The following is a 24,274-nucleotide window of genomic DNA, read 5'->3' as shown; positions in this document are numbered from 1 at the left end:
TATGAACAGATTCAGTGAACAGGCCCGTTATGTGCCAGAACTTCCCCGCAACGCCGAACTGCTGCGGATCACCGGGATCCGTTTGCAGCGCATTCATTTTTTTGATGACGCATCGCTGGATGTCTGTGAGGTGTTAAGCCAGGTACGCACACCGCTCCCACTGGATTTGTTTTTCAAGCACCTTTCCATTGCGGCAAAACAGCAGCTTTTTCTATGGCAAATGCAGCGGGTGCTGGCTCTCTCTGGAAGCTATTCGCTGAATTTATCCGTCAGGATGCTGACCAGTCTGTCATGGATCACACGTCTCACAAAGCAGGTGCATCAGGGGAGGATTGTTATTGAAATTCAGGATCCGGGCTCCATGATGCGCCTGGATAAGGCAGAGCAGCAGGCCGTATGCATCGCCGTAAAAACGCTGGTGCGTCACGGGTTTCGCGTGTGGCTGGATGATGTTTCGCCTGAGCTATTTTTTGTCTGGCGGCTGTCGGGCATCCGTTTCGATGCCATCAAAATTGAAAGTGGAATGTTTCATCAGTTCAGAACATCGGAGTGGCAGTTGAGGGTTCTGGTCAATCAATTTCGTGGGCTGGGTGAGCGGGTTGTCATTGAGGGAGTAGAAACGCCACAGGATTATGCCATTTGCCGTATGAGCGGCGCAGATGCTGTACAGGGCTTTCTGTTTGAGCAGGAAATTTTACCGAAAAGCCTGAATCATTGCTGACTCAGGCTCTGACAATTACTCGCTCAGCGTCTGTGCGATATCTTTTTGCACCTGCTGGCGCTGTTCTGGGGTCAGCACTTTGTTCAGGTCAAAATAGTATTTTACGCGATAATAACGCGCCTGCTGTTCGATGTTGCTGAACGCAGAAAGCTGTTTCTGAACGGCAGCTTCATCCCATTTCCCGGACTTGATGACGTCAATCAACGCGCCGTCTTTAACATCTTTCACCGAAATCTGGCTTACGTTGGTTTCAAGTTGCTGGTGCAGTTTTTTAATCTGCGCCACCTGGTCGTTGGTCAGCTTAAGATGCTGAACGACCGGGTCCTGAGCTGGAGCAGGAACATTGGATACGTTTGCTGCAAGCGTACTAAAAGAAGCGCCCGCTAAGGTAGCCGCCAGCAAAGTCATGCGTAAGAAGTTCTTCATTATTGAAATCCTGATAAGGAAATTATCGACATTGTCTGCCACCCGCTGGTTACGAGTGATTATCCTTTGCAGAATACGATGCTCACCGCATGTCGCCACGCGAATTTGTTTTGCGGTTGGTTACGGAGTGAAACAATCCCGCCACAAGAAACGTAGCGCAGCGGGAGTGAAGGCGATAGTTATAGCGTAAACGGGTCGGCGTCCTGCCAGGCGGGAAACTTCTCGCGATACTCGCGCAGCGCTGAGAGTGACAGCTCGGCGTCAATGCGTGTGGCCTGATGCGGCTCGGCGGTGGCAATAATCTCACCCTGCGGATTAATCACCCGGCTGTCACCGCGATAATGATGGCCGTTACCGTCTGTGCCCACGCGGTTACATCCTGCTACATAAGCCTGGTTCTCAATCGCCCGTGCGGCAAGCAGAAGCTGCCAGTGCAGCGAACGCGGCGCAGGCCAATTGGCAACATACAACGCCAGGTCGTAATCGTTGCGATTGCGCGACCATACCGGAAAACGCAGGTCATAACAGACCAACGGCAGAATGCGCCAGCCGCGCCATTCAACAATAACGCGCGCGTCACCCGCCTGGTAATGCTGATGCTCATCCGCCATGCGGAACAGATGGCGCTTGTCGTAGAAATGCACATTACCTTCGGGCTCAACCAGAAAAAAGCGGTTTACCGGGCCGCGTTCAGACTGGATAGCAGCGCTGCCAGCGATCAGGGAGTTAGTCTGTTGCGCCTTGGCGCGCATCCAACTGACGACCTCTTCCTGCGGCAACGATTTATTTGCCGCTTCCATGGCAAATCCACTGGTAAACATCTCGGGCAACACGATGACATCACGTCCGGCGACGGTTTCCAGTTGTCGGTCAAAATGGCGCAGGTTGGCCGGGCCATCCATCCAGATCAAGGGTTGTTGCAGCAGAGTAATTTTCAAACCAGGCACGATCGAGGCTCCTCGTTGAACAACATTTTGACACTGTAGCATGAGCATTAATGAAAATGTGGCAATAAAAAGCCCCGCATTAAGCGGGGCTAAACGTTGTGCGTATATCGTTATGCGGCTTCGACTTTACGCACTTTCTCTGGCAGCTTTACCGGCTGAGTCGCCAGCTCCTCGGGTTCAAAGTCATCCACGTTGATACTGCGCAGGCGACTCGCTTCGGCTTTCACCAGAATCGCGGCTTCATCTTTATCAATCAGCCCTTTCGCCAGCGCATTGTGCGCCAGTTCGTCGAGACGGGTAAATGGCAGGTTTTTACCCAACTCTTTACAGATCCGCTGGTGGATAGGGTCGGCTGCAATGACATCCAGCAGCGCCTCTTCCAGCAAACCAACCGGGTTATGCTCGCTTGGCGTCAGATATTGACCGCGACCAATACGAGAACGAGTAGCACTCGGAACCTGCAAAATCTTCGCGACTTTATGGTCCAGCTTGTCAGACGGCGCGTCGTAGTGACGACCGGTCGGGAAGATAACCACGTTCAGCAAGCCCGCGACCAGACGGTTCGGGAAGTTTTTCAGCAGATCGTCCATCGCCTGTTCCGCTTTGTACAACGCATCCTGAACGCCCCAGTGAACCAACGGCAGGTCCGCTTCATTACGGCCTTCATCGTCATAACGTTTCAGTACCGCAGAGGCCAGATACAGCTGGCTTAACACATCGCCCAGACGCGCGGAGATACGTTCACGGCGCTTCAGACTACCGCCCAGTACGGCCATGGACACATCTGAAAGCAGGGCCAGGTTGGCGCTCAAACGGTTCAGGTGCTGGTAGTAACGTTTGGTCGCATCGCCGGTTGGCGTGCTGCTGGTTAAGCCACGTGTCAGGCCAAGCCAGAAGCTGCGCACTTTGTTACTGCCAACGTGACCGATGTGTTTGAACAGCAGCTTGTCGAACGCATTCACATCGTTACTCTGTGCCGCAGCCATCTCTTCCAGAACATACGGATGGCAGCGAATCGCACCCTGACCGAAGATCATCATGCTACGGGTCAGAATGTTGGCACCTTCAACGGTAATGGCGATTGGCGCACCTTGATAAGCGCGGGCGAGGAAGTTGCTTTCGCCAAGCATAATGCCTTTACCGCCAGTGATATCCATCGCATCGATGATTGACTGCTGCCCACGGTGGGTACAGTGATATTTCACGATAGCCGACAGCACCGCCGGTTTTTCACCCAGCATAATGCCGTAGGTAATCAGTGATGCCGCAGCGTCCATCACGTAGGCGTTACCGGCAATACGTGCCAACGGTTCTTCAATACCTTCCATCTTGCCGATGGAGATTTTGAACTGGCGACGAATGTGCGCATATGCGCCGGTGGCCATTGCGACTGATTTCACGCCGCCCGTCGAGTTAGACGGCAGGGTAATACCACGTCCCACAGACAGACATTCCACCAGCATGCGCCAGCCCTGACCGGCCATTTTCGGACCACCGATGATGTAATCAATCGGTACAAACACATCTTTACCGAGGGTCGGACCGTTCTGGAACGGCACGTTCAGCGGGAAGTGACGACGCCCAATTTGTACGCCCGGCGTTGAGGTTGGGATCAGCGCACAGGTAATGCCGAGATCTTCTTCACCACCCAGCAGTTTTTCCGGGTCAGAGAGTTTAAATGCCAGACCCAGTACCGTGGCGATAGGCGCCAGCGTAATATAACGTTTGTTCCAGGTCAGGCGCATACCCAGCACCTGTTGGCCCTGCCAGTCGCCCATACAAACCACGCCGGTATCAGGGATCGCCCCTGCGTCGGAGCCTGCTTCCGGGCTGGTCAGAGCAAAGCATGGGATCTCCTGACCGCGAGCCAGACGCGGCAGGTAATGATTTTTCTGCTCTTCGGTGCCGTAATGTTGCAGCAGTTCGCCTGGGCCTAATGAGTTAGGTACGCCAACGGTGATCGCCAGGATCCCGGAAACGCCGGAGAGTTTCTGCAGAACGCGAGCCTGAGCATATGCTGAGAATTCCAGCCCGCCGTACTCTTTCTTAATGATCATCGCGAAGAAGCGGTGTTCTTTCAGATATGCCCACAGTTCCGGCGGCAGATCCGCGAGTTCGTGAGTGATCTGGAAGTCGTTCGCCATGCGGCACGCTTCTTCCACTGGACCATCAATAAACGCTTGTTCTTCAGCGGTCAGATGCGGTTGAGGATAGTTATGCAGTTTTTTCCAGTCAGGCTTGCCCTGGAACAGGTCACCTTCCCACCAGGTTGTACCCGCATCAATCGCTTCTTTCTCAGTACGCGACATCGGTGGCATGACTTTACGGAAGCCGCGGAACACCGGCGCAGAGATCATGGATTTGCGCATCGGCGTAAAGTTAAACGGCACGAGGATAATGGCCAGAGGAACCAGCAGCCAGACTGACCACAGGCCAGCCACGCCAAGCGCAGCCGTCCAAGCGAGCAAAATTAAACTGCTGAGGAATAAGCTCACGCGGTGATAAAACAGAACGCTGAGCAGAACAACCGTAGCGATAATACTCAAAATCATCATAACGAAAAGCTCCCTTGCTTGTAGGAGGTCTGACCACTTGTGATGATATGTTTGTAGTGGATGTAAATTCTTTTAGCAATGTGTTTACAAAATAATTACAACAAAGCTCACATTGTTGCTGTTTTAACCGGCACAAAAAATCAAAAGCCGCCGCCATTCCTGTGGCTTGTACTTCTCGCTGGTAGCGCTATCCGGTACACTGCATCTTGTCATTTACATTCATGCTGAAGGATATCCTCATGTACCAGGATCTTATTCGTAACGAACTGAGCGAAGCGGCGGAAACGCTGGCTAATTTTCTTAAAGATGACGCCAATATTCACGCCATTCAGCGCGCGGCGGTCCTGTTGGCAGACAGCTTTAAAGCGGGCGGTAAGGTACTTTCTTGCGGTAACGGCGGTTCCCATTGCGACGCGATGCACTTTGCCGAAGAGCTGACCGGACGCTATCGTGAAAACCGTCCTGGTTACCCTGCTATCGCTATCTCTGACGTCAGCCATATCTCCTGCGTCAGCAACGATTTTGGTTACGATTATGTGTTCTCTCGCTACGTAGAAGCCGTGGGTCGTGAAGGTGATGTCCTGCTAGGCATCTCGACTTCGGGTAATTCCGGTAACGTAATTAAAGCGATTGCCGCAGCGCGTGAGAAAGGGATGAAAGTGATCACCCTGACCGGTAAAGATGGCGGAAAAATGGCGGGCAGCGCGGATATCGAAATTCGCGTGCCGCACTTTGGCTACGCTGACCGTATTCAGGAAATTCATATCAAAGTGATCCATATCCTGATCCAGCTGATCGAAAAAGAGATGGTTAAGTAAGCGGGTAATTTATTCTGTGTTTTTGCCGGATGGCGACGTGAAGACGTCTTATCCGGCCTACATGAACTCCACGTAGGCCTGATAAGCGCAGCGCCATCAGGCAGAGCACCGTGTTAAGGTAGGTGATGTATGTGCGAACTGCTCGGGATGAGCGCCAATGTGCCAACCGATATCTGCTTTAGCTTCACCGGGCTGGTTCAGCGCGGCGGAGGGACCGGGCCGCACAAAGACGGCTGGGGTATTACGTTTTATGAAGGTAAGGGCTGCCGTACGTTTAAAGATCCGCAACCCAGCTTTAATTCGCCTATCGCCAAACTGGTACAAGACTACCCCATTAAATCCTGTTCCGTGATTGCCCATATTCGTCAGGCGAACCGTGGCGAAGTGGCGTTGGAAAATACCCATCCCTTTACCCGCGAACTGTGGGGACGCAACTGGACCTATGCTCATAATGGACAGCTCAGTGGCTATAAATCGCTGGAAACCGGAAATTTCCGTCCGGTCGGGGAAACCGACAGCGAAAAAGCGTTCTGCTGGCTGCTCCACAAGCTGACGGAGCGTTATCCGCGCACGCCTGGCAATATGACGGCAGTGTTTAAATATATCGCGATGCTGGCAGGAGAACTGCGGGAGAAGGGCGTCTTCAACATGCTGTTGTCTGACGGGCGCTATGTGATGGCCTTCTGTTCGACCAACCTGTTTTGGATCACGCGTCGTGCGCCGTTTGGCGTGGCGACATTGCTGGATCAGGACGTGGAAATCGATTTTAGCTCAGAGACCACACCCAATGATGTGGTCACCGTGATTGCCACTCAACCGTTAACCGGCAATGAAACCTGGCAAAAGATTATGCCAGGCGAGTGGGCATTATTTTGTCTCGGGGAGCGTGTAGTTTGATGCCAGTTGCGGCTGAACCACTTCGTGACTCAACGGCTTGCTGACGACGTAACGACCATCGACGACGGAAACGGTCGGTGGTTTACGTGTTTGTTCAAAGTAATCGTATCCCGGCTTTAACTGGGCCCAGAAATCTTTGTAATACGAGAACTTATGGCGTTGCATGTTGGCATCGGTCATGCGGAACGGGTAAATGCTAACCTGTACGCTGGACTGCCCGAACACCAGAGCACCTGTCACAAACTGGAAAATCTCATCAATGCCGTTGTCGGTCATTGCGTAGCAGCCGACGGAAACACAGGCACCGTGGATCATCAGGTACTTACCTTCATAACCGTGTGCGCGGTCGTAGGCGTTAGGGAAACCAATGTTAATCGCTTTATAGAAGCGGCTATCCGGTTTCAGCTGTCCACGCTGTACGCTGTAAAATCCTTCCGGACTTTTGAAATCACCCTGACGCTGTTTCGGCCCTAAGCCGCCGGAATAATTGCAGATCTTATAGCTGTCGAGCAATTGATACTGTTCGCCCATCTTGACGTACAGATCCAAGGTTCGCTCTTCTTTGAAGATCTGGATATAAACGGGGGAGCCCATTAATTGCTGCTTATATTCTTTGCTGACAGGCGTAGTCGGGCTGCTGCTGCTCAGCAAACCGGCAAATGAAACGCACGGCAATAAAAGCATCGCAAGAAAAAATGCGATTTTACGCATACTGCTTATTCCTTGATAAAACGATCACACACGCCAGGACGGCAAAAAGAATCCCCAAATCGGATAAATCTGGATCTGGAGCGCTCACATTAGCACCAAGAGAGTTTTTCGCAAGTCTCTCGTGCGGCGTTTACACTTTAGTTTTTCTTTATACGGAAAATTGCGCTTAAAGGCAGTCAGACACTGGCGTATTTTGCTGGTTACTGCGCTTCATTGGGTCTTATTCGTGCTGGATGGATAATGGGTCAGGAACGGCCCAGCATTAGGTACAACCATACTTCTCACAACATAAAAATACTGTATACTTAAACAGTAATGTGGGAGACAAACGATGCGTAAAATCATACATGTCGATATGGACTGCTTTTTCGCGGCGGTGGAAATGCGCGACAACCCCGCCCTGCGTGATATTCCCATTGCTATTGGTGGCAGTCGAGAACGTCGGGGGGTCATCAGCACGGCCAATTACCCGGCGCGCAAATTTGGCGTGCGTAGCGCAATGCCAACGGGAATGGCATTAAAGCTGTGTCCGCATCTCACTTTATTACCTGGTCGTTACGAGGCCTATAAAGAAGCCTCCCGCCAGATTCAGGCTATTTTCTCCCGCTATACCTCGCTGATAGAACCACTTTCGCTGGATGAAGCCTATCTGGATGTGACCGACAGCACCCACTGCCACGGCTCAGCTACGCTGATCGCTCAGGAAATCCGCCAGACAATTTTTAACGAGTTACAGTTAACCGCCTCTGCCGGAATTGCGCCGGTAAAATTTCTGGCAAAAATAGCTTCCGATCTCAACAAACCCAATGGGCAATATGTGATTACCCCTGCCGATGTTCCTGAATTCCTCAGAACATTACCGTTAGGCAAAATTCCCGGCGTTGGCAAAGTCTCCGCCGCTAAGCTGGAATCAATGGGATTACGTACCTGCGAAGATGTTCAAAAATACGACCTGGCAATGCTGCTCAAACGCTTCGGCAAGTTTGGTCGTATGCTGTGGGAGCGCAGTCAGGGGATTGACGAACGGGACGTCAACAACGACAGGCTGCGTAAATCCGTCGGCGTGGAGCGTACGCTGGCGGAAGATATTCACGAGTGGTCGGAGTGTGAGGCGATAATTGAACGGCTCTATCCTGAGCTGGAACGGCGTCTGGCAAAGGTAAAGCCGGATCTGCTGATCGCTCGCCAGGGGATAAAACTCAAGTTTAATGATTTTCAGCAGACTACGCAGGAGCACGTCTGGCCGCGCTTAAATAAAGATGACTTAATTACGACAGCGCGCAAGACCTGGGACGAGCGTAGGGGAGGGCGAGGCGTCAGGCTGGTGGGATTACACGTCACGCTGCTGGATCCACAAATGGAAAGACAGCTACTGTTGGGGCTGTGACTCAGAACAATTGCCGGATGTCGGCGTAAACGCCTTATCCGGTCTACAAACCAGCGTGCAGGCCAGATGGCTGCGTAACAACTTTATCCGGCCTACAAACCAGCATGTAGGCCAGATAAACGTAGCGTCATCCGGCATTTAGCGCAGAATCTTACTTCGCCGGAATAGACTTCAGCAGTTCAGTCAGCAGCGTCCAGTAATGGCCGACGCTTTCGATATGAACCTGCTCATCCGGGGAGTGCGGACCGGTGATAGTTGGCCCGATGGAAACCATGTCCATATCTGGATACGGTTTCTTGAACAGACCACATTCCAGACCAGCGTGGATGATCTGGATATTCGGCGTTTTATTGAACAGACGCTGATAGGTTTCACGAACCAGGTGCATAACCGGAGAGTTAGCATCCGGCTGCCAGCCTGGGTATCCGCCTTTTGCCTGGGTTTTCGCGCCAGCCAGTTTACCCAGTGAATCCAGCATGCTCACCACGTAGTCTTTACCGCTGTCGATCAGGGAACGGATCAGGCAGTGAATTTCAACATTGTCGTCAGTCATTGTGACAACGCCGACGTTCAGAGAGGTCTCAACCACGCCTTTGGCGACGTCAGAGTTGCGGATTACGCCGTTCGGGGTGGCGTTCAGCAGACGCACAAAGCTGTCGCGAGACTGAGCGGTCAGCGCGGCTTTGTCTTGAGTTACGGCATCCAGCAGAAGAGCCAGGTTCTTCTCTTTGGCTTCCAGTTCGTTTTTCAGGATTTCCTGATAGGTGTTGACCAGCGCTTTTAACGCATCAACTTTATCTGCAGCCACGGCGAGGGTGGCAAAGGCTTCACGCGGAATCGCGTTACGCAGCGTACCGCCGTTGAAATCAACCAGACGCAGATCCAGCTCTTCAGCGTGGCCCGCCAGGAAGCGTACCAGCAGTTTGTTCGCGTTACCGAGACCCACGTGGATTTCGCCGCCGGAGTGACCGCCTTTTAGGCCTTTTAACGTCAGCTTAAAGCTCTGGAATCCAGCCGGGATTGCTTCACGGGACAGCGGCAGGTTAGAGGTAAAGTCGATACCGCCTGCGCAACCCATGTAGATCTCACCTTCTTCTTCTGAGTCGGTGTTGATCAGGATATCTGCCTGCAGCCAGTTAGCCTGCAGACCAAACGCGCCATCCATACCCGCTTCTTCGGTCATGGTCAGCAGCACTTCCAGCGGACCGTGTACCACGCTGTCATCAGCCAGAACGGCCAGCGCAGACGCCATACCGATGCCGTTATCCGCACCCAGCGTGGTGCCACGGGCTTTCACCCATTCGCCGTCAATATAAGGCTGGATAGGATCTTTAGTGAAGTCGTGCACGGTGTCGTTGTTTTTCTGCGGGACCATATCCAGGTGCGCCTGCAGAACGACCGGCTTGCGGTTTTCCATACCTGCAGTTGCGGGTTTGCGAATCAGGATATTACCGACTTGATCGCGCTCGACGTGGAAACCTTTCTCTTGGGCCCAGCTCAGAATGTGTTCAGCGAGCTGCTCTTCATGATAGGACGGATGAGGAATAGAACAGATTTTGGCAAAAATATCCCATAGCGGTTGCGGGGATAATTGAGACAGTTCAGACACGTTGAGTCTCCTTGGCGATGTCCTACAAAACTTGCTTGCAGGCCACGGGGTTAGCAGAATTAAAAACACCACAAGCCAGGCTTGCGCGATGCGATTGAGAATACCACTTTCTCCGCTGACGGCTAGCATAAAGCATGCAAAAAGAGGCGCGGATTCCGCGAAACACTGGTTTTTAGTGCGTCAGATCTCTATAATCTCGCGCAACCTATTTCCCCCTCGAACACTTTTTAAGCCGTAGATAAACAGGCTGGGACACTTCACATGAGCGAAAAATACGTCGTCACCTGGGACATGTTGCAGATCCATGCACGTAAACTGGCAAGCCGCCTGATGCCTTCTGAACAATGGAAAGGCATTATTGCCGTTAGCCGTGGTGGTCTGGTGCCGGGCGCATTGCTGGCGCGTGAATTGGGTATTCGTCATGTCGATACCGTATGCATCTCCAGCTACGATCACGACAACCAGCGCGAACTGAAAGTGCTGAAGCGTGCCGAAGGCGACGGTGAAGGTTTCATCGTAATTGATGACCTGGTTGACACCGGTGGTACAGCCGTTGCGATTCGCGAAATGTATCCTAAAGCGCATTTCGTCACTATCTTCGCTAAGCCGGCTGGTCGCCCGCTGGTGAATGATTATGTTGTTGATATCCCTCAGGATACCTGGATTGAGCAGCCGTGGGATATGGGCGTAGTGTTCGTCCCGCCGATCTCTGGTCGCTAATCTAAAAAGTTTTCAACGCCTGGCAACTGCCGGGCGTTGTTCTTTTTGTGCTGTGTCAGGTTACACTATGCCTTAGTGAGTACTCATGGAGGCTGCAATCATGTCACAGGCTAACCTCAGCGAAGTCCTGTTTAAACCCCGCTTCAAACACCCTGAAACGTCAACACTGGTTCGTCGTTTTAATCACGGCGCGCAGCCGTCCGTACAATCTGCCCTGGATGGCAAAACCATTCCGCACTGGTATCGCATGGTGAATCGCCTGATGTGGATCTGGCGCGGCGTCGACCCGCGTGAAATCCTTGAGGTGCAGGCACGTATCGTGATGAGCGAAGCCGAGCGTACAGATAAAGAACTCTACGATACGGTTATCGGCTATCGCGGTGGGAACTGGATCTATGAGTGGGCGAAGCAGGCGATGGACTGGCAACAGAAAGCGTCTATGGAAGAGGATCCGCAGGTGAGCGGACGCCACTGGCTGCATGCGTCTACGTTGTACAACATTGCCGCTTACCCACACCTGAAAGGCGATGAGCTGGCAGAGCAGGCACAGGCTTTGGCGAATCGTGCCTATGAAGAGGCCGCACAGCGATTACCGGGCACGCTGCGTGAGATGGAGTTTCCCGTCGCTGGCGGCGCGCCGATCACCGGCTTCTTACATATGCCAAAAGGTGACGGTCCGTTCCCGACGGTGCTGATGTGTGGTGGCCTCGATTCCATGCAAACGGATTACTACACCCTGTATGAGCGCTATTTTGCCCCACGGGGTATAGCCATGCTGACGCTGGATATGCCGTCGGTTGGTTTCTCGTCAAAATGGAAACTGACTCAGGATTCCAGCCTGCTGCATCAGCATGTATTAAAAGCGCTGCCTAATGTTCCCTGGGTGGATCACACCCGCGTGGCGGCCTTCGGTTTCCGCTTTGGCGCTAACGTAGCGGTACGTCTGGCGTATCTGGAATCATCACGGCTGAAGGCGGTGGCCTGTCTGGGGCCGGTCGTGCATGCGCTGCTGAGCGATCCGCAGCGTCAGGCAAGCGTCCCGGAAATGTACCTTGACGTTCTGGCCAGCCGCCTGGGGATGCACGACGCCTCCGATGAAGCGCTGCGCGTTGAGCTTAATCGCTATTCATTAAAAGTGCAGGGCCTGCTGGGTCGACGCTGCCCGACGCCAATGCTCTCAGGATTCTGGAAGAACGACCCGTTTAGCCCGGAAGAAGAGTCACGTTTAATCACATCTTCATCTTCAGACGGTAAGCTACTGGAGATCCCCTTCAACCCGGTGTATCGCAATTTTGACAAAGGGCTGCAGGAAATAACCGGTTGGATCAATCAGAGATTGTGTTAAAAGTTTGCTAAATTTTAGCGATTTGGTAAAACAGGTGCTTCACCTAAGGAGATCGTAATGACGTTACCGAGTGGGCATCCGAAAAGTAGATTGATCAAGAAATTCACCGCGCTTGGCCCGTATATCCGGGAAGGGCAGTGCGAAGATAATCGATTTTTTTTCGATTGTCTGGCTGTTTGCGTCAACGTGAAACCCGCCCCTGAGAAACGCGAGTTTTGGGGCTGGTGGATGGAACTGGAGGCGCAGGAAAAACGCTTCACGTACAGCTATCAGTTTGGTTTGTTTGATAAAGACGGTAACTGGACGGCGGTGCCGGTGAAAGAGACTGAAGTGGTAGAGCGACTGGAATACACCTTACGTGAATTCCATGAAAAATTACGTGGCTTGTTAACGACGCTGAATCTGGCGCTGGAACCTGCTGACGACTTTAAGGATGAACCGGTTAAGTTAACGGCATAATGAACAGTAAAATGCCGGATGGCGGCGCAACCCCATCCGGCATTTTTTTATGCTATACCCTAAATAATTCGAGTTGCAGGAAGGCGGCGACGCAGCGAATCCCCAGGAGCGTACATAAGTACGTGACTGGGGTGAGCGAGGAAAGCCAACGCACATGCAGCTTGAAATATGACGGGTATAATTAGAACTGGTAGACCATACCGACAGCAACGATGTCATCATCGTTGATGCCCAGTTTATTATCGCTATCCAACTGGTTGATTTTATAATCAACAAACGCGGACATATTTTTGTTGAAATAATACGTTGCGCCCACGTCGATATAATTCACCAGGTCTTCATTGCCGACGCCTTCAATATCTTTCCCTTTAGAAAGCACATAACCCAGTGACGGACGCAGACCAAAGTCAAACTGGTACTGAACAACCGCTTCGAAGTTCTGTGTTTTATTGGCGAAGCCGCCGGAAATTGGCGTCATATTGCGTGTTTCAGAATAGAACGTCGCAATATAAATATCGTTAGCATCATATTTTAAGCCGGTTGCCCAGGCTTCAGCTTTATCACCCGTACCGCGAGTTTGAAGATTCTGCTGGTTGGTTCGATCGGAGTTGGTATAAGCGCCGCTCACCGCGAAATCGCTGCCGCCAAAGTCATAGGTAACAGAAGTACCAAAACCGTCGCCGTTCTGTTTTTTCACATCGCGATCCTGGTTTTTACCCTGGTATTGCAGGGTCAGATCCAGGCCATCCACGACGCCGAAGAAGTCGGTGTTACGGTAAGTTGCCAGACCGCTGGCGCGTTTGGTCATAAAGTTATCGGTCTGTGCGGAGGAGTCGCCACCAAATTCCGGGAACATATCGGTCCAGGCTTCCACGTCATACAGCGCACCCAGGTTACGACCATAATCAAACGAGCCAAAATCTTTTAATTTCACACCGGCGAAGGCCAGACGTGTTTTTTGTTGGTTAGAGTCGCTTTCAGCTTTATTGCCGGCAAACTCTGCTTCCCAACGACCATAACCGGTTAGTTGATCGTTAATTTGCGTTTCACCTTTAAAACCTAAACGGATATAGCTTTGGTCACCATCTTTGCTGTCATAATCCGTCATGTAATGCATGGCTTTTACTTTGCCGTACAAATCCAGCTTATTGCCGTTCTTGTTATACACTTCCGCTGCCTGTACGGATGCCGACGCAACAATTCCCATCACCACTAATGCCAGAGTGCTCTTTTTCATTTTCATTCCTGATTAAAAGTACGCGCTAATATTCACTGGATGTGATCCCCGTTAAAAGACAGGAGGGTTTTTAACGTCTGGCAATGAACGTTTTATGACAAAGTAAGAATATTTTTAAAAAAGGATGTTTTTTTGTTTCTGTAATAAATGCGTCAAAATCTGCCGCTACGCTTGCTGATCCTGCGCAATAAAATTTCATGCTTTGTGCGCTGGTTGTTGGCAACCGGGGCCAGTCCTGCTAAAACGTTCGTTTGATATCATTTTCCCCAATTTTGAATGGCAGAGAATCATGAGTGACAGCCAGACGCTGGTGGTAAAACTTGGCACCAGTGTGTTAACGGGCGGATCCCGCCGCCTGAACCGCGCCCACATCGTAGAACTGGTTCGCCAGTGCGCGCAGCTCCATGCCGCAGGGCATCGTATTGTTATCGTTACCTCTGGTGCGATTGCCGCCGGACGTGAGCATCTTGGTTACCCGGAGCTCCCGGCAACGATAGCTTCGAAACAGCTGTTGGCGGCGGTCGGGCAGAGCCGACTGATTCAACTGTGGGAACAGCTATTCTCGATTTACGGTATTCATATCGGGCAGATGCTGCTGACGCGTGCAGATATGGAAGACAGAGAGCGCTTCCTCAATGCCCGCGATACACTCCGCGCGCTGCTGGATAACAACATTGTTCCTGTCATTAATGAGAATGACGCCGTAGCGACCGCTGAGATTAAAGTCGGCGATAACGACAACCTCTCCGCGCTGGCGGCGATTCTGGCCGGAGCCGATAAGCTGCTGCTGCTGACCGATCAGCAGGGACTGTTCACCGCCGATCCGCGTACCAATCCGCAGGCGGAGCTGATTAAAGACGTTCACGGTATTGACGATGCGTTGCGCGCCATTGCCGGCGACAGCGTCTCGGGTCTGGGAACCGGCGGCATGGGAACAAAACTGCAGGCAGCCGATGTCGCGTGCCGCGCCGGGATCGACACCATTATTGCCGCAGGCAGCAAGCCGGGCGTGATTGGCGACGTGATGGAAGGCGTTTCCGTTGGGACGCGTTTTCATGCTCAGGCCTCTCCGCTGGAGAATCGTAAACGCTGGATCTTTGGCGCGCCGCCTGCCGGGGAGATTACCGTCGATGAGGGCGCGACCGCAGCAATTCTGGAACGCGGCAGCTCATTACTGCCAAAAGGCATTAAAAGCGTGACAGGTAACTTTTCTCGTGGTGAAGTGATCCGCATCTGCAATCTCGAAGGGCGCGATATTGCCCACGGCGTCACCCGCTATAACAGCGATGCGCTGCGCCGTATTGCCGGACATCACTCACAACAGATCGACACTATCCTGGGCTACGAATACGGTCCGGTTGCTGTCCATCGCGACGACATGATCACCCGTTAAGGAACAAGCATATGCTGGAACAAATGGGCATTGCTGCCAAAGCCGCGTCATACAAGCTGGCGCTGCTCTCCAGTCGCGAAAAAAATCGCGTACTGGAAACCATTGCTGATGAGCTGGAAGCGCAAACGGAAAGCATCCTCAGCGCGAACATACAAGATGTTGAGCAGGCGCGAGCCAACGGCCTGAGCGAAGCGATGCTCGACCGCCTGGCGCTGACGCCTACGCGTCTGAAAGCGATTGCTGACGATGTGCGCCAGGTCTGTAATCTTGCCGACCCGGTAGGGCAGGTGATTGACGGCGGCCTGCTGGATAGCGGTCTGCGTCTGGAGCGTCGTCGCGTCCCGCTGGGCGTGATTGGCGTGATTTATGAAGCGCGTCCAAACGTCACCGTTGACGTTGCCTCACTGTGCCTGAAAACCGGCAATGCGGTGATTTTGCGCGGTGGGAAAGAGACCTACCGGACGAACGCCGCCACCGTGGCGGTTATCCAAAAGGCGCTGGAAGCCTGCGGTTTACCCGCGGCTGCCGTACAGTCAATTGATAACCCGGACCGCGCGCTGGTCGCCGAAATGCTGCGAATGGATAAGTACATCGATATGCTGATCCCTCGCGGTGGCGCGGGTCTGCATAAGCTGTGCCGTGAACAGTCGACCATCCCGGTCATCACCGGCGGTATTGGCGTATGCCATATTTATGTTGATGATACCGCGGAGATCGCCCCGGCCCTGAAGATTATCGTTAACGCTAAAACCCAGCGTCCAAGCACCTGTAACACTGTAGAAACTCTGCTGGTGCATCAGGATATTGCTGAGCGTTTCCTGCCTGCGTTAAGCCAAAAGATGGCGGATAGCGGTGTTACGCTGCACGGTGATGAAATCGTGATGCAGGTTCTGCATGGCCCTGCCAAACTGGTGCCACTAAAACCGGAAGAGCTGGATAACGAGTTTCTGTCTCTGGATCTGAACGTTGTGGTGGTCGAAAATATGGATGGTGCTATCGCCCATATTCGCGAACACGGTACCCAGCACTCGGACGCCATACTGACGCGCACGCTCAGCAACGCCAACCGTTTCGTGAATGAAGTGGACTCTTCTGCCGTGTATGTAAACGCCTCTACTCGTTTTACCGATGGCGGCCAGTTCGGACTGGGTGCGGAAGTGGCGGTGAGCACGCAAAAACTGCACGCTCGTGGCCCAATGGGACTGGAAGCACTGACCACATACAAGTGGGTTGGCTTTGGTGACGACACGATTCGTGCGTAATTGAAACTGGGTGATGCAATAATAGCCATCTGATTTAAAAGGCTATTAAGGCATCACCCAGTTAATACTAACCTTCACCCCGCCGCCGCATTTTTTATCCTGCGTTTTTAACATCATCCGCACCAGTCTGGATCTGACCTATGCATTCTCTGACGTCAGAAAGGCGGCGTATCACAGAATTTTCCCTGCCTGCATGAATTTTCCTGGTCTTCGTTTCACGTATTGTTCCCATGGCCCGATCTATTAGAATCAATCTCATTTTTATGAGGAGTTGTTGCGTGAAATCGGATATTCACAAACTAAGCATTCCTGTTGTGCCGCTTGGCAACCCGTTTCCTCCCCGTCATTGTTCGCTGTGCCCAAAGGGAGCGGCGATTGATCGTGATAATCAATACAAATTAATAGACAAAAGAAGGCGGTTTAAAGCTGGGGAGATACTCGCTCGGCAGGATGAAACCGCGGATATGCTTTTTGTTATCCATGAGGGGTACTGCAAGTCCAGCGTGGAATGTGGCGATAACGTTTTTATCAGCCGCTTTTATGTTCCGGGAGATATCATGGCGCTGGATGCTGTCGAAGGGGGGAAGTACCTGACAACTATCCAGGCCGTAACGGCTGCAGAGGTTTGCCACATTGATATTGCGCGGTTGTTCAAGGTAGCAGAGAAGGAGCCTTCGGTAGCTGCCGCAGTCATCAAGTTTCTCTGCAGGGACAATGGATTCATTGTTGAAAAACTGCGGCGCTATGCGAATAAACATGCTGAGGCCAGGATCGCGGCTTTCCTGGTGGAATTTTACGAGATGCATTTACGCATCGGCAGGCCAGAAACGACGCTTCGCTTGCCATTTTCTCGGGAGGAAATTGCCAGTTATCTCGATCTTAAAATTGAAACCGTTAGCCGCTCATTAAAATCACTTGAACAGCAGAATTTGATTACCTTACATAGGGTACGTACCGTAACAATTAATAGTTATCTTGGTTTAAAACGTTTTATCTAATTTTCTATTTAACGATAATTATTATCTCTTCTGATAAGCCAGGAATATTCATTTTATATGGAAAATTCCTGGTTTTAATTTTGTCAAATAATTATCAATTAGAATGTAGTTTCTGTAGGTGAATGATTTATTTATAAGAATATTCCCGTGCAAATGGATATATCATGAGAATTTTCTTGCGGTGTTAAAAATTTAGCATAATTGCAACAAATAATAAGCATTATAGAGAAACTATGGAGGTGTTAATTATCTTTATGTTTTGTAAGGGTTTTACTCTCGTGGTATTTGTATGATCTTTTTGATATTTATCAAAAACATAAAAAAGATGAATTGTTTGATTTGTCTTATTTATTTGGGTGATAGTTCTGAGTCATGGTGTTATTTAAGTAAATTAAACTTAGGAAACTTCTTATATTATCGTTTTAGTGGGAAAATTCTTAGTCTTTTTGTAATTTTTGCGTTTCAGGGTTTGTTGAGATGTTACTTAATTCAAATGATAATTTTTGGGCGCGGCAATTATGGCTCGCAATTAATGGAACCGCTGGAGTGACTTAATAATAAGACTCGGTGGTGAGTTTGTTCTTAGGAGAAGATAAAAATGAAAAAATTATTATTAGTGACCTCTCTGGCGTCTGTATTTGTTGCGGCAAATGCAATGGCAGATGTCACTGCTTCTGCAACGGCCTCGTGGGACGCGACGGCAACAAAAGATACCACCAGCATGTTGGTCGTCACTCCGCTAAACTCTTTGACTTTCCAGTATGCGGAAGGTCTGAATGGCTTCAACTCCCAGGATGGCGCGTTTGATGTGACTATTCAGGGCCAGGAAACGGCAACTGATTTTGAACTGACCGCTCAGATTATTAGCAATACTCTGACCAACGCCAGTGGCGATGCGTCTACCCTGAACGTAGGGGTGGCATGGAATGGCACCGCGTTGACTAATTCATCAGATACTGTCCTGGTAAATTCCAGCTCGACTTCTGGTCTTGAAAGCCTGATGGCTGATGGCGCTTACAACGGTGCTGACCGCGTCAGCGATCAATCCAACTTCAAATTCACCATTGCGTCTGCGACTTCTGATGGTAGCACGCCGGTAACGGATTACTCTGCACTGCCAGACGGCTATTGGACTGGTGATGTAAAAGTACAGTTCAATGCAACCTGGACGACTCCGTCCGCCTAAGAAAAAAAATTTCGGGAGGAGAAATTCTCCCGAATTTATCAGGAATGGTGTCATGAATAAATATTTACCGGCAGCAATGTTGGTAGGGTTGGTAATCTCTTTTTCCAGCTGGGCAATTAACGTTGGTGATATCACGTCGATAATGACTTCTGCTGAGAGTTCATTATCGAAAGAAATTACTAATACGACAGATTCGGCTCGTTATGTCAGCGTATCGGTAAAAAAACTGTCATCACCTTTAGCGGGCGGAGTCGAAATAAAACCCGTTAATTCCGGGGAATTACTCTCTACGCCTGCCAATCTAATTCTGCCTGGTCAGGCAAAGGATGTTTTTCGCTTCTTTTATAAAGGGCCAATTGATGATATCGAGCGTTATTATCGTCTGCAATGGATAGATGAGCCGGTCACCGAGAGCGCGGAAACCAGGGCCAATAAATTGGCTGTTGCGACAGCGTCAGCAGAAATTGGCACGATTTTGGTCGTTGCGCCGCGAAAAGAACGTTTTGAATATAACCGTAATGGTGATGTTATTAGCAATACTGGCAATGTTTCATTTCGAGTAATCGCCTATGGAGCTTGCAAAGATAATGCTCGCGATCAGGGACGGGGCTGTCGTGAACGTTATTACATTATGCCAGGTACAAAAATAAAACTGCAGTTCACCGACATTAGTAATAGCCGCTCACGCATCGGTATCTGGCATGGTAAGCAGTTTATTACAGTGAAGTGATGGTCAATAGCAGCCATCTGTACGGGATAAATAAAAATACCGGATTGTAAGGATGCATATGACAACAACATATATTGTTGGCGGTAGCATTTGTCTTTTTCTTGCGCTGACACCAGGAACTTCACATGCAGCCCCAGTAAAAGTGGGTAATTACGTTATTCCCAGCGCTTTCGCCCGTTCACTGGAGCAGGGAATGACGGTGCCGGTATATATACGTTACAACGAGACTGATGAGAAAAGTCAGCAAAAAATTGCCGATGCGGTGATTTCGCTTGTTGATGGCAATATTACAGTTAAAGCACTGACTCTTGCTGAATTGCCCAATAATGCTGTGTTATCCGAGAAAACCCGCGCGTTAGTGGAAAAAATCCGTGATGTAAAGTTTCACGATAATACGAATATTGAACTGTCAGATGATGCTCGACTGCAACTTAATGTCTCATCATTTCACCTGGAGATGATTGTCAGCAAAGATGCGTTAACTGAAGCGATTGTCGCGCGCAGTAGCTTGCTTGGACCTTCCAGCGTTGAAACTCTGTCTAACGTCCTGAACTACAACTTTGGTACCTACTATAACGATTACCGAAATGGCAGCAGTACCCGCAGCTATCTGACGATGGACAATACAACATCGCTGCGGGAGCACCACATTAATGTTAACGGTTCGTTTTACGGCATCGGTGACAGCAATGGTACCAGTAAACTTTATCGTGCGATGTATGAGCGCGATTATGAAGGGTATCGACTGGCGCTGGGGATGCTTGATACATGGAATGTCCAGTCTATTGCCAGCCTGAATGCGCTGAATGGTGGGAAAATTTACGGTGTGAGCTACGGGAATAAAGGAAGTACGGTTGTTGAGAATACCGCACTTTCACTCACGCCGATTACCGTATTTTTGCCAGCCGCTGGTGAGGTTCATGTCTTCCGCGATGGACGTTTGCTCAGCGTGCAGAACTTTAATATGGGCAGCTATGAAATTGATACCAGTCGCTTTCCGTATGGTGTTTACGACGTCACGGTAGATATCGTGGTCAATGGGCGGACAATTAATAGTCGTGTCAGCCGGGTTAATAAGATCTTTGCTCGCCAACAAACTGCCGGCATTCATCAGCTCTCATGGCAGTTTTTTGGTGGTTCGCTGGACTATGATCGGGTGAGCTATAAGCGTAACCACTATCAGGATTTGGGTAATGAGCAGACCTGGATTGCCGGGGGGGCAGCATCGGTGACGCTGACGATATTGTCGGGGCTGGGCCTGAAATCAACGATCTACGGTTTTGACAACAATGCGGTTAATGAAACGGATGTCACGCTGAATGTGAATGAATACGTCAGTATTGGCAATCAGATGTTGGTAGCGAACGATTCATCATGGCGAAACATCAGTAACATTAATCTCAATGTCCCTGAGGGATATGGTTCCTTTTGGGCATCTCGTGAAGACAGTAAAATTGGCGATCGCTTGCCTATGCAGGAGCGTGATAACTATTCCATTGGCGGAACTCTTAACCTCGGAAAGTTTATTCCTCATGGTGGTTCACTCACCGTTAGTCAGACGGAGAATCGTTACTCAGGCAATAAATACCGTAATCTGGATTACAATACGACTCTCTATTCGGGAAGGTATGCCACGATTGGGTTACGTGCAGGAATTCAGCGTTATTACTACAACAACCGAAATGACGATGGGCGACAGGAACGTTATGTCAGCCTGGACTTATCCTTGCCGTTGGCGACCTGGTTGAGCATGGGCGTCTCCCGAGATCGCTATGGCAGCACCCAGGGTAATCTCAGTGCACGAAAACAGTATGCTGAAGGGCCGATTAAATCGGTCGGATTATCGGCATCAACGCGTCTGAGTGGTGAACAGCATTACGACAATAATTATTCGGTAAACGGCAATCTAAGTTATGACACGAAATATAACGCTGGCACCGTATCGGTAACACGTTCTGCTGACAACTCCACCAATATGAACTTCTCTTCCCAAGGTTCTCTGGCATGGGCAGGTAAAGACTTCGGTCTGAGTAAAGAGAGACAGCGTTCTGGCGTTATCGTAAAAACAGATTTGACCGGCGAGGGGAAACTGGCTGCGAAGATTAATAACCGCAATTATCTTCTCAGCGGTAAATCAAATTTTATTGCGTTGCCGCCTTATGCTCAGTACAAGCTGGAGATCCTTAATGATAAAAATTCTGAAGACAGCTTCGATATTGTTTCAGGGCGCAAACAGGAACTGACGCTTTATCCGGGCAACGTTGGCGTTATCAACCCTGAAGTGAAAAGCATGGTCACCGTATTCGGTCGCATTCGTTATCCCGATGGACAGTTGGCTGCAAATACCGATATTCATAACCACATCGGTAAAACACGTACGGATGCAAAAGGTGAGTTTGCTATCGATATTGATAAAAAGTATCCGGTTATTACGTTAATTTCTGCCAATGGCGGGGTATGTGAAGCCGATCTGGATCTGGAAAAAGCACGCGGCGCGGCGTGGGTTGGCGATGTGAAATGTGCAACGCAAACCACGATGGCACAACGATAAGGTATTAATAATGAATAAATCTCTATCTCTTATTTTTGGGTGTGCCTTTGCCGTGTTATCCCCATCTGCCTGGGCGCTCTCGGCATCCACTCAGGCAGCAGTCAATAACAATTATTTGTTTATAGAAAACAATGTTGATAACGAATACTTTATTACCCCGTCCTCCCTCGATCCTCGAATTAGTGGGTCGAACACCTGGGTAAAATATGGAAACGACCAGGATAGCCTGGGATATATGGGGATCGTTGGTTGGGTAGCCAATACCACATATTACAAGGATATGTGGATTGATAATTCGCCAATCAGTGAACCATTCCGGGGTATTCGTTGCACCACTGGTGCTAATTGCCCAGCATCTGGCTACATTGCTGCCGAGCTAACCGATCAATTTGGTTTTTATCACACTAAAGCAACCGGATCCGGGATCGCCGGTGGATACTATGGTTTTGCATCGCTGACAGACTCGGCGTATGAATACTTCCGCAATATGTCGGTCGGAAGCGCAGAGACATATAACCTTAATTTTTGTCGAACCACGATTGACTATGATTATGCGGCTGGACAGCGTTGTAAAGACCAGAGCAGCGGTAATTGGTACATCAGACCTTATACATTAAATAAAATAGGTCATTTGTCTTTGGTTTCTACCAATGCATTTCAGGAGTTATGGGTTGCCAGTGATGGTACGCCGAGCATCACTAAAGACAGTGGTTATTGTGAGCTGGGTGTGGTCAGTCGTGAAGATGGCGTTATCTGTAAGATGATTTCATACAATTTAAATCAAACCAGCAACCTGACGGCTTCACTACGTATTCGTATGTATGCGGATAGCGGTTTGCTTGGTTTTACACCGGCAGCTGCCACAATTAAATATTCTGGTGATGGTCAATCCTGGACTAATTTTAGCTCGACGTCGATTTATTATAATATTTTTAGTAATGGTGGCGAGTATGTCTATGTCTTTTTGTCGAAAACATTCCTGAAAAATATGGTGGACAGTGGCGTCAGTATCACCAACAGCCAACCATTTACATTTGCTTTTACAAATAGCGTGACGCCAGAGTCGGGGTATTACCAGTTTACTCCTTCGCTACAGCTCAATATTGTGCCAAAGGAATATGGGATCAGTATTATCTCATCGGATAACAGCACCTCGGCAAGCGGCAGCGGCACAATTGGCGAGACCGCTCCGATTGAAATGGATTACACCGTGACGGTCTCGGGGCCTCGTCAGGCTGATAGCATTACCGCACAAGTTATTGGGGAAAGTACGACGATAAACAATGTGCCTTACTGCCTGTTTACGTCTGCGCAAGGCGGGCTGTCCGTCCCAATTCCCGCCTTTCTGCAATACAACAGTGAGTCGGGGGGCGTGGTGCAAAAACGAAATAGCTGCAGTGAAGCGGCAATCAGCATGAGAGATGCGCAATGGCAACAGACGCCCTGGGACGCAAATAATACAGATGATGGAAGCTATTTTGCGACTGATTTGAAATTGCTTTTCCCAATGAATGATTCGCGTTCGATGTTGACCGTTTCTGGGGCGGATTGGGAAGGTGTTGTCAGTGCCAGCGGAGAGATCAAAGTGACGGCGAACTGGGTGGGAGTGACGCCATGAGCCACTGCCGTTTGGCGCTAAGATGGGCATTTGTCTTTCTTTTTGGGCTGACTGCATGCTCCGCACAGGCCGTCTATCTGGAGTCGACTATTTATGAGATGCCATCGGATAAATCATTTATCAGTAAACGAATCTATAACGATAGCCAGAAACAGAACGTGTACAGTATTAGCGCAGTTAAAATAGATAAACCGGGACCGGGAGGTGAAAACAGAAGTGCTATTGCCGAAGGCGAACTTTTGTTTACTCCGCTCCGTTTTTCACTGGCACCGCAGGCAAGTGAGTTTTTTAAGATTTTCTATCGTGGCCCGCAGGATGATAAAGAACGCTATTACCGAATACTGTTTCGTGAAATGCCGATAACGCTGTTTACCGAGCGTAATCAAGGGAAAGGCGGACAGGCTCTCCCGGTGATCGCTATGGATACCATATTGGTCGTTCGTCCGAGGAAAATGAACCTGGGCTACACCATTGATGAGATAAACGGGACGTTGAAAAACACAGGGAATACTTTTTTCAAAATTATCGTACACCAGGGGTGTCACTCAACTGATGATGAAGCCACCATGCGTTATGTGTTACCGGGGGAAACCTGGCATAGTAGTGAGTTGAAAACAAAAAACCGGAAATTTATCGTAGCGTTGCAGAAATACCTACCCGTGGGTCAGGGTTGCTTAAAGCTTAATCATTAAGGGTGTTGGGTC

21 protein-coding genes are annotated in these 24,274 nt (G+C 50.1%); 15 read left to right on the top strand and 6 right to left on the bottom strand.

What is annotated here, in order from left to right; translation table 11 throughout:
* Position 1: 1 nt before the first annotated feature.
* Positions 2-721, top strand: coding sequence for an EAL domain-containing protein (locus SK35_RS19615; RefSeq protein ID WP_032942423.1), 720 nt, complete (start codon positions 2-4; stop codon positions 719-721).
* 15 nt (positions 722-736) lie between these two features.
* Here SK35_RS19615 and SK35_RS19610 read toward each other — a convergent pair whose 3' ends face one another.
* From SK35_RS19610 to fadE, 3 genes are all read right to left on the bottom strand, one after another.
* Positions 737-1,147: a Spy/CpxP family protein refolding chaperone gene (locus SK35_RS19610; protein ID WP_003830819.1), complete on the bottom strand. Its 411-nt coding sequence runs from the start codon at positions 1,145-1,147 to the stop codon at positions 737-739.
* Positions 1,148-1,326: 179 nt separating this feature from the next.
* Positions 1,327-2,094 carry an amidohydrolase gene (locus SK35_RS19605; protein ID WP_048214872.1) on the bottom strand — a complete coding sequence of 256 codons (768 nt, stop codon included), beginning with the start codon at positions 2,092-2,094 and terminating at the stop codon, positions 1,327-1,329.
* A 110-nt stretch (positions 2,095-2,204) separates the two neighbouring features.
* Positions 2,205-4,649 (bottom strand): acyl-CoA dehydrogenase FadE, encoded by a 2,445-nt coding sequence (fadE, locus tag SK35_RS19600; RefSeq protein WP_003830821.1) that lies wholly within the window; start codon positions 4,647-4,649, stop codon positions 2,205-2,207.
* A 239-nt stretch (positions 4,650-4,888) separates the two neighbouring features.
* Here fadE and lpcA point away from each other — a divergent pair, with 239 nt between their 5' ends.
* Both lpcA and SK35_RS19590 read left to right on the top strand, forming a co-directional pair.
* Positions 4,889-5,467 (top strand): D-sedoheptulose 7-phosphate isomerase, encoded by a 579-nt coding sequence (lpcA, locus tag SK35_RS19595; RefSeq protein WP_016151815.1) that lies wholly within the window; start codon positions 4,889-4,891, stop codon positions 5,465-5,467.
* Positions 5,468-5,596: 129 nt separating this feature from the next.
* Complete coding sequence (locus SK35_RS19590) at positions 5,597-6,364, top strand: class II glutamine amidotransferase (protein ID WP_003031388.1); 768 nt, start codon at positions 5,597-5,599, stop codon at positions 6,362-6,364.
* Here the strand turns inward: SK35_RS19590 and dpaA are convergent.
* Positions 6,335-7,075, bottom strand: coding sequence for a peptidoglycan meso-diaminopimelic acid protein amidase (gene dpaA / locus SK35_RS19585; RefSeq protein ID WP_003830823.1), 741 nt, complete (start codon positions 7,073-7,075; stop codon positions 6,335-6,337). The two genes, SK35_RS19590 and dpaA, sit on opposite strands and share 30 nt — an antisense overlap.
* Positions 7,076-7,406: 331 nt before the next feature.
* Between dpaA and dinB the strand changes: the two genes are divergently transcribed.
* Positions 7,407-8,462, top strand: coding sequence for a DNA polymerase IV (dinB, locus tag SK35_RS19580; RefSeq protein ID WP_048214871.1), 1,056 nt, complete (start codon positions 7,407-7,409; stop codon positions 8,460-8,462).
* Between the two features lie 151 nt (positions 8,463-8,613).
* Here dinB and pepD read toward each other — a convergent pair whose 3' ends face one another.
* A complete protein-coding gene (gene pepD / locus SK35_RS19575) occupies positions 8,614-10,071 on the bottom strand; it encodes a cytosol nonspecific dipeptidase (RefSeq protein WP_008783788.1) in 1,458 nt (485 codons plus the stop codon).
* Positions 10,072-10,332: 261 nt separating this feature from the next.
* On the opposite strand from pepD, the gene gpt reads away from it, so the two are divergent.
* From gpt to crl, 3 genes are all read left to right on the top strand, one after another.
* Positions 10,333-10,791, top strand: coding sequence for a xanthine phosphoribosyltransferase (gene gpt / locus SK35_RS19570; protein ID WP_003031380.1), 459 nt, complete (start codon positions 10,333-10,335; stop codon positions 10,789-10,791).
* Between the two features lie 100 nt (positions 10,792-10,891).
* Positions 10,892-12,136, top strand: coding sequence for an esterase FrsA (gene frsA / locus SK35_RS19565; protein ID WP_048214870.1), 1,245 nt, complete (start codon positions 10,892-10,894; stop codon positions 12,134-12,136).
* Positions 12,137-12,193: 57 nt separating this feature from the next.
* Positions 12,194-12,595, top strand: coding sequence for a sigma factor-binding protein Crl (gene crl / locus SK35_RS19560; protein WP_008783790.1), 402 nt, complete (start codon positions 12,194-12,196; stop codon positions 12,593-12,595).
* A gap of 181 nt (positions 12,596-12,776) precedes the next feature.
* Here the strand turns inward: crl and phoE are convergent, their stop codons facing one another.
* A complete protein-coding gene (phoE, locus tag SK35_RS19555; RefSeq protein WP_003830831.1) occupies positions 12,777-13,832 on the bottom strand; it encodes a phosphoporin PhoE in 1,056 nt (351 codons plus the stop codon).
* A gap of 289 nt (positions 13,833-14,121) precedes the next feature.
* Between phoE and proB the strand changes: the two genes are divergently transcribed.
* From proB to SK35_RS19515, 8 genes are all read left to right on the top strand, one after another.
* Positions 14,122-15,225 carry a glutamate 5-kinase gene (gene proB / locus SK35_RS19550; RefSeq protein WP_003031373.1) on the top strand — a complete coding sequence of 368 codons (1,104 nt, stop codon included), beginning with the start codon at positions 14,122-14,124 and terminating at the stop codon, positions 15,223-15,225.
* A gap of 11 nt (positions 15,226-15,236) precedes the next feature.
* On the top strand, positions 15,237-16,487 hold the full coding sequence (gene proA, locus SK35_RS19545; RefSeq protein WP_048214869.1) for a glutamate-5-semialdehyde dehydrogenase: 1,251 nt from the start codon (positions 15,237-15,239) through the stop codon (positions 16,485-16,487).
* Between the two features lie 278 nt (positions 16,488-16,765).
* Positions 16,766-17,485, top strand: a complete 720-nt coding sequence (locus SK35_RS19540) for a Crp/Fnr family transcriptional regulator (protein WP_048214868.1) — start codon at positions 16,766-16,768, stop codon at positions 17,483-17,485.
* Positions 17,486-18,083: 598 nt separating this feature from the next.
* Positions 18,084-18,671 (top strand): common pilus major fimbrillin subunit EcpA, encoded by a 588-nt coding sequence (ecpA, locus tag SK35_RS19535; RefSeq protein ID WP_003830835.1) that lies wholly within the window; start codon positions 18,084-18,086, stop codon positions 18,669-18,671.
* 52 nt (positions 18,672-18,723) lie between these two features.
* On the top strand, positions 18,724-19,401 hold the full coding sequence (locus SK35_RS19530) for a hypothetical protein (RefSeq protein WP_048214867.1): 678 nt from the start codon (positions 18,724-18,726) through the stop codon (positions 19,399-19,401).
* Positions 19,402-19,459: 58 nt separating this feature from the next.
* Positions 19,460-21,952, top strand: coding sequence for a TcfC E-set like domain-containing protein (locus tag SK35_RS19525; RefSeq protein WP_048214866.1), 2,493 nt, complete (start codon positions 19,460-19,462; stop codon positions 21,950-21,952).
* 10 nt (positions 21,953-21,962) lie between these two features.
* On the top strand, positions 21,963-23,570 hold the full coding sequence (locus tag SK35_RS19520; RefSeq protein WP_048214865.1) for a fimbrial protein: 1,608 nt from the start codon (positions 21,963-21,965) through the stop codon (positions 23,568-23,570).
* Complete coding sequence (locus SK35_RS19515) at positions 23,567-24,262, top strand: fimbria/pilus periplasmic chaperone (protein ID WP_048214864.1); 696 nt, start codon at positions 23,567-23,569, stop codon at positions 24,260-24,262. The genes SK35_RS19520 and SK35_RS19515 overlap by 4 nt, the downstream gene beginning before the upstream one ends.
* The last annotated feature ends 12 nt before the right edge of the window (positions 24,263-24,274 follow it).

It is taken from the genome of Citrobacter sp. MGH105 (assembly GCF_001037485.2).
GTDB classification, from domain to species: domain Bacteria; phylum Pseudomonadota; class Gammaproteobacteria; order Enterobacterales; family Enterobacteriaceae; genus Citrobacter; species Citrobacter portucalensis.
Note: the sequence above shows the minus strand (reverse complement) of the source record. Positions and strands in the feature narration are given on the sequence as shown.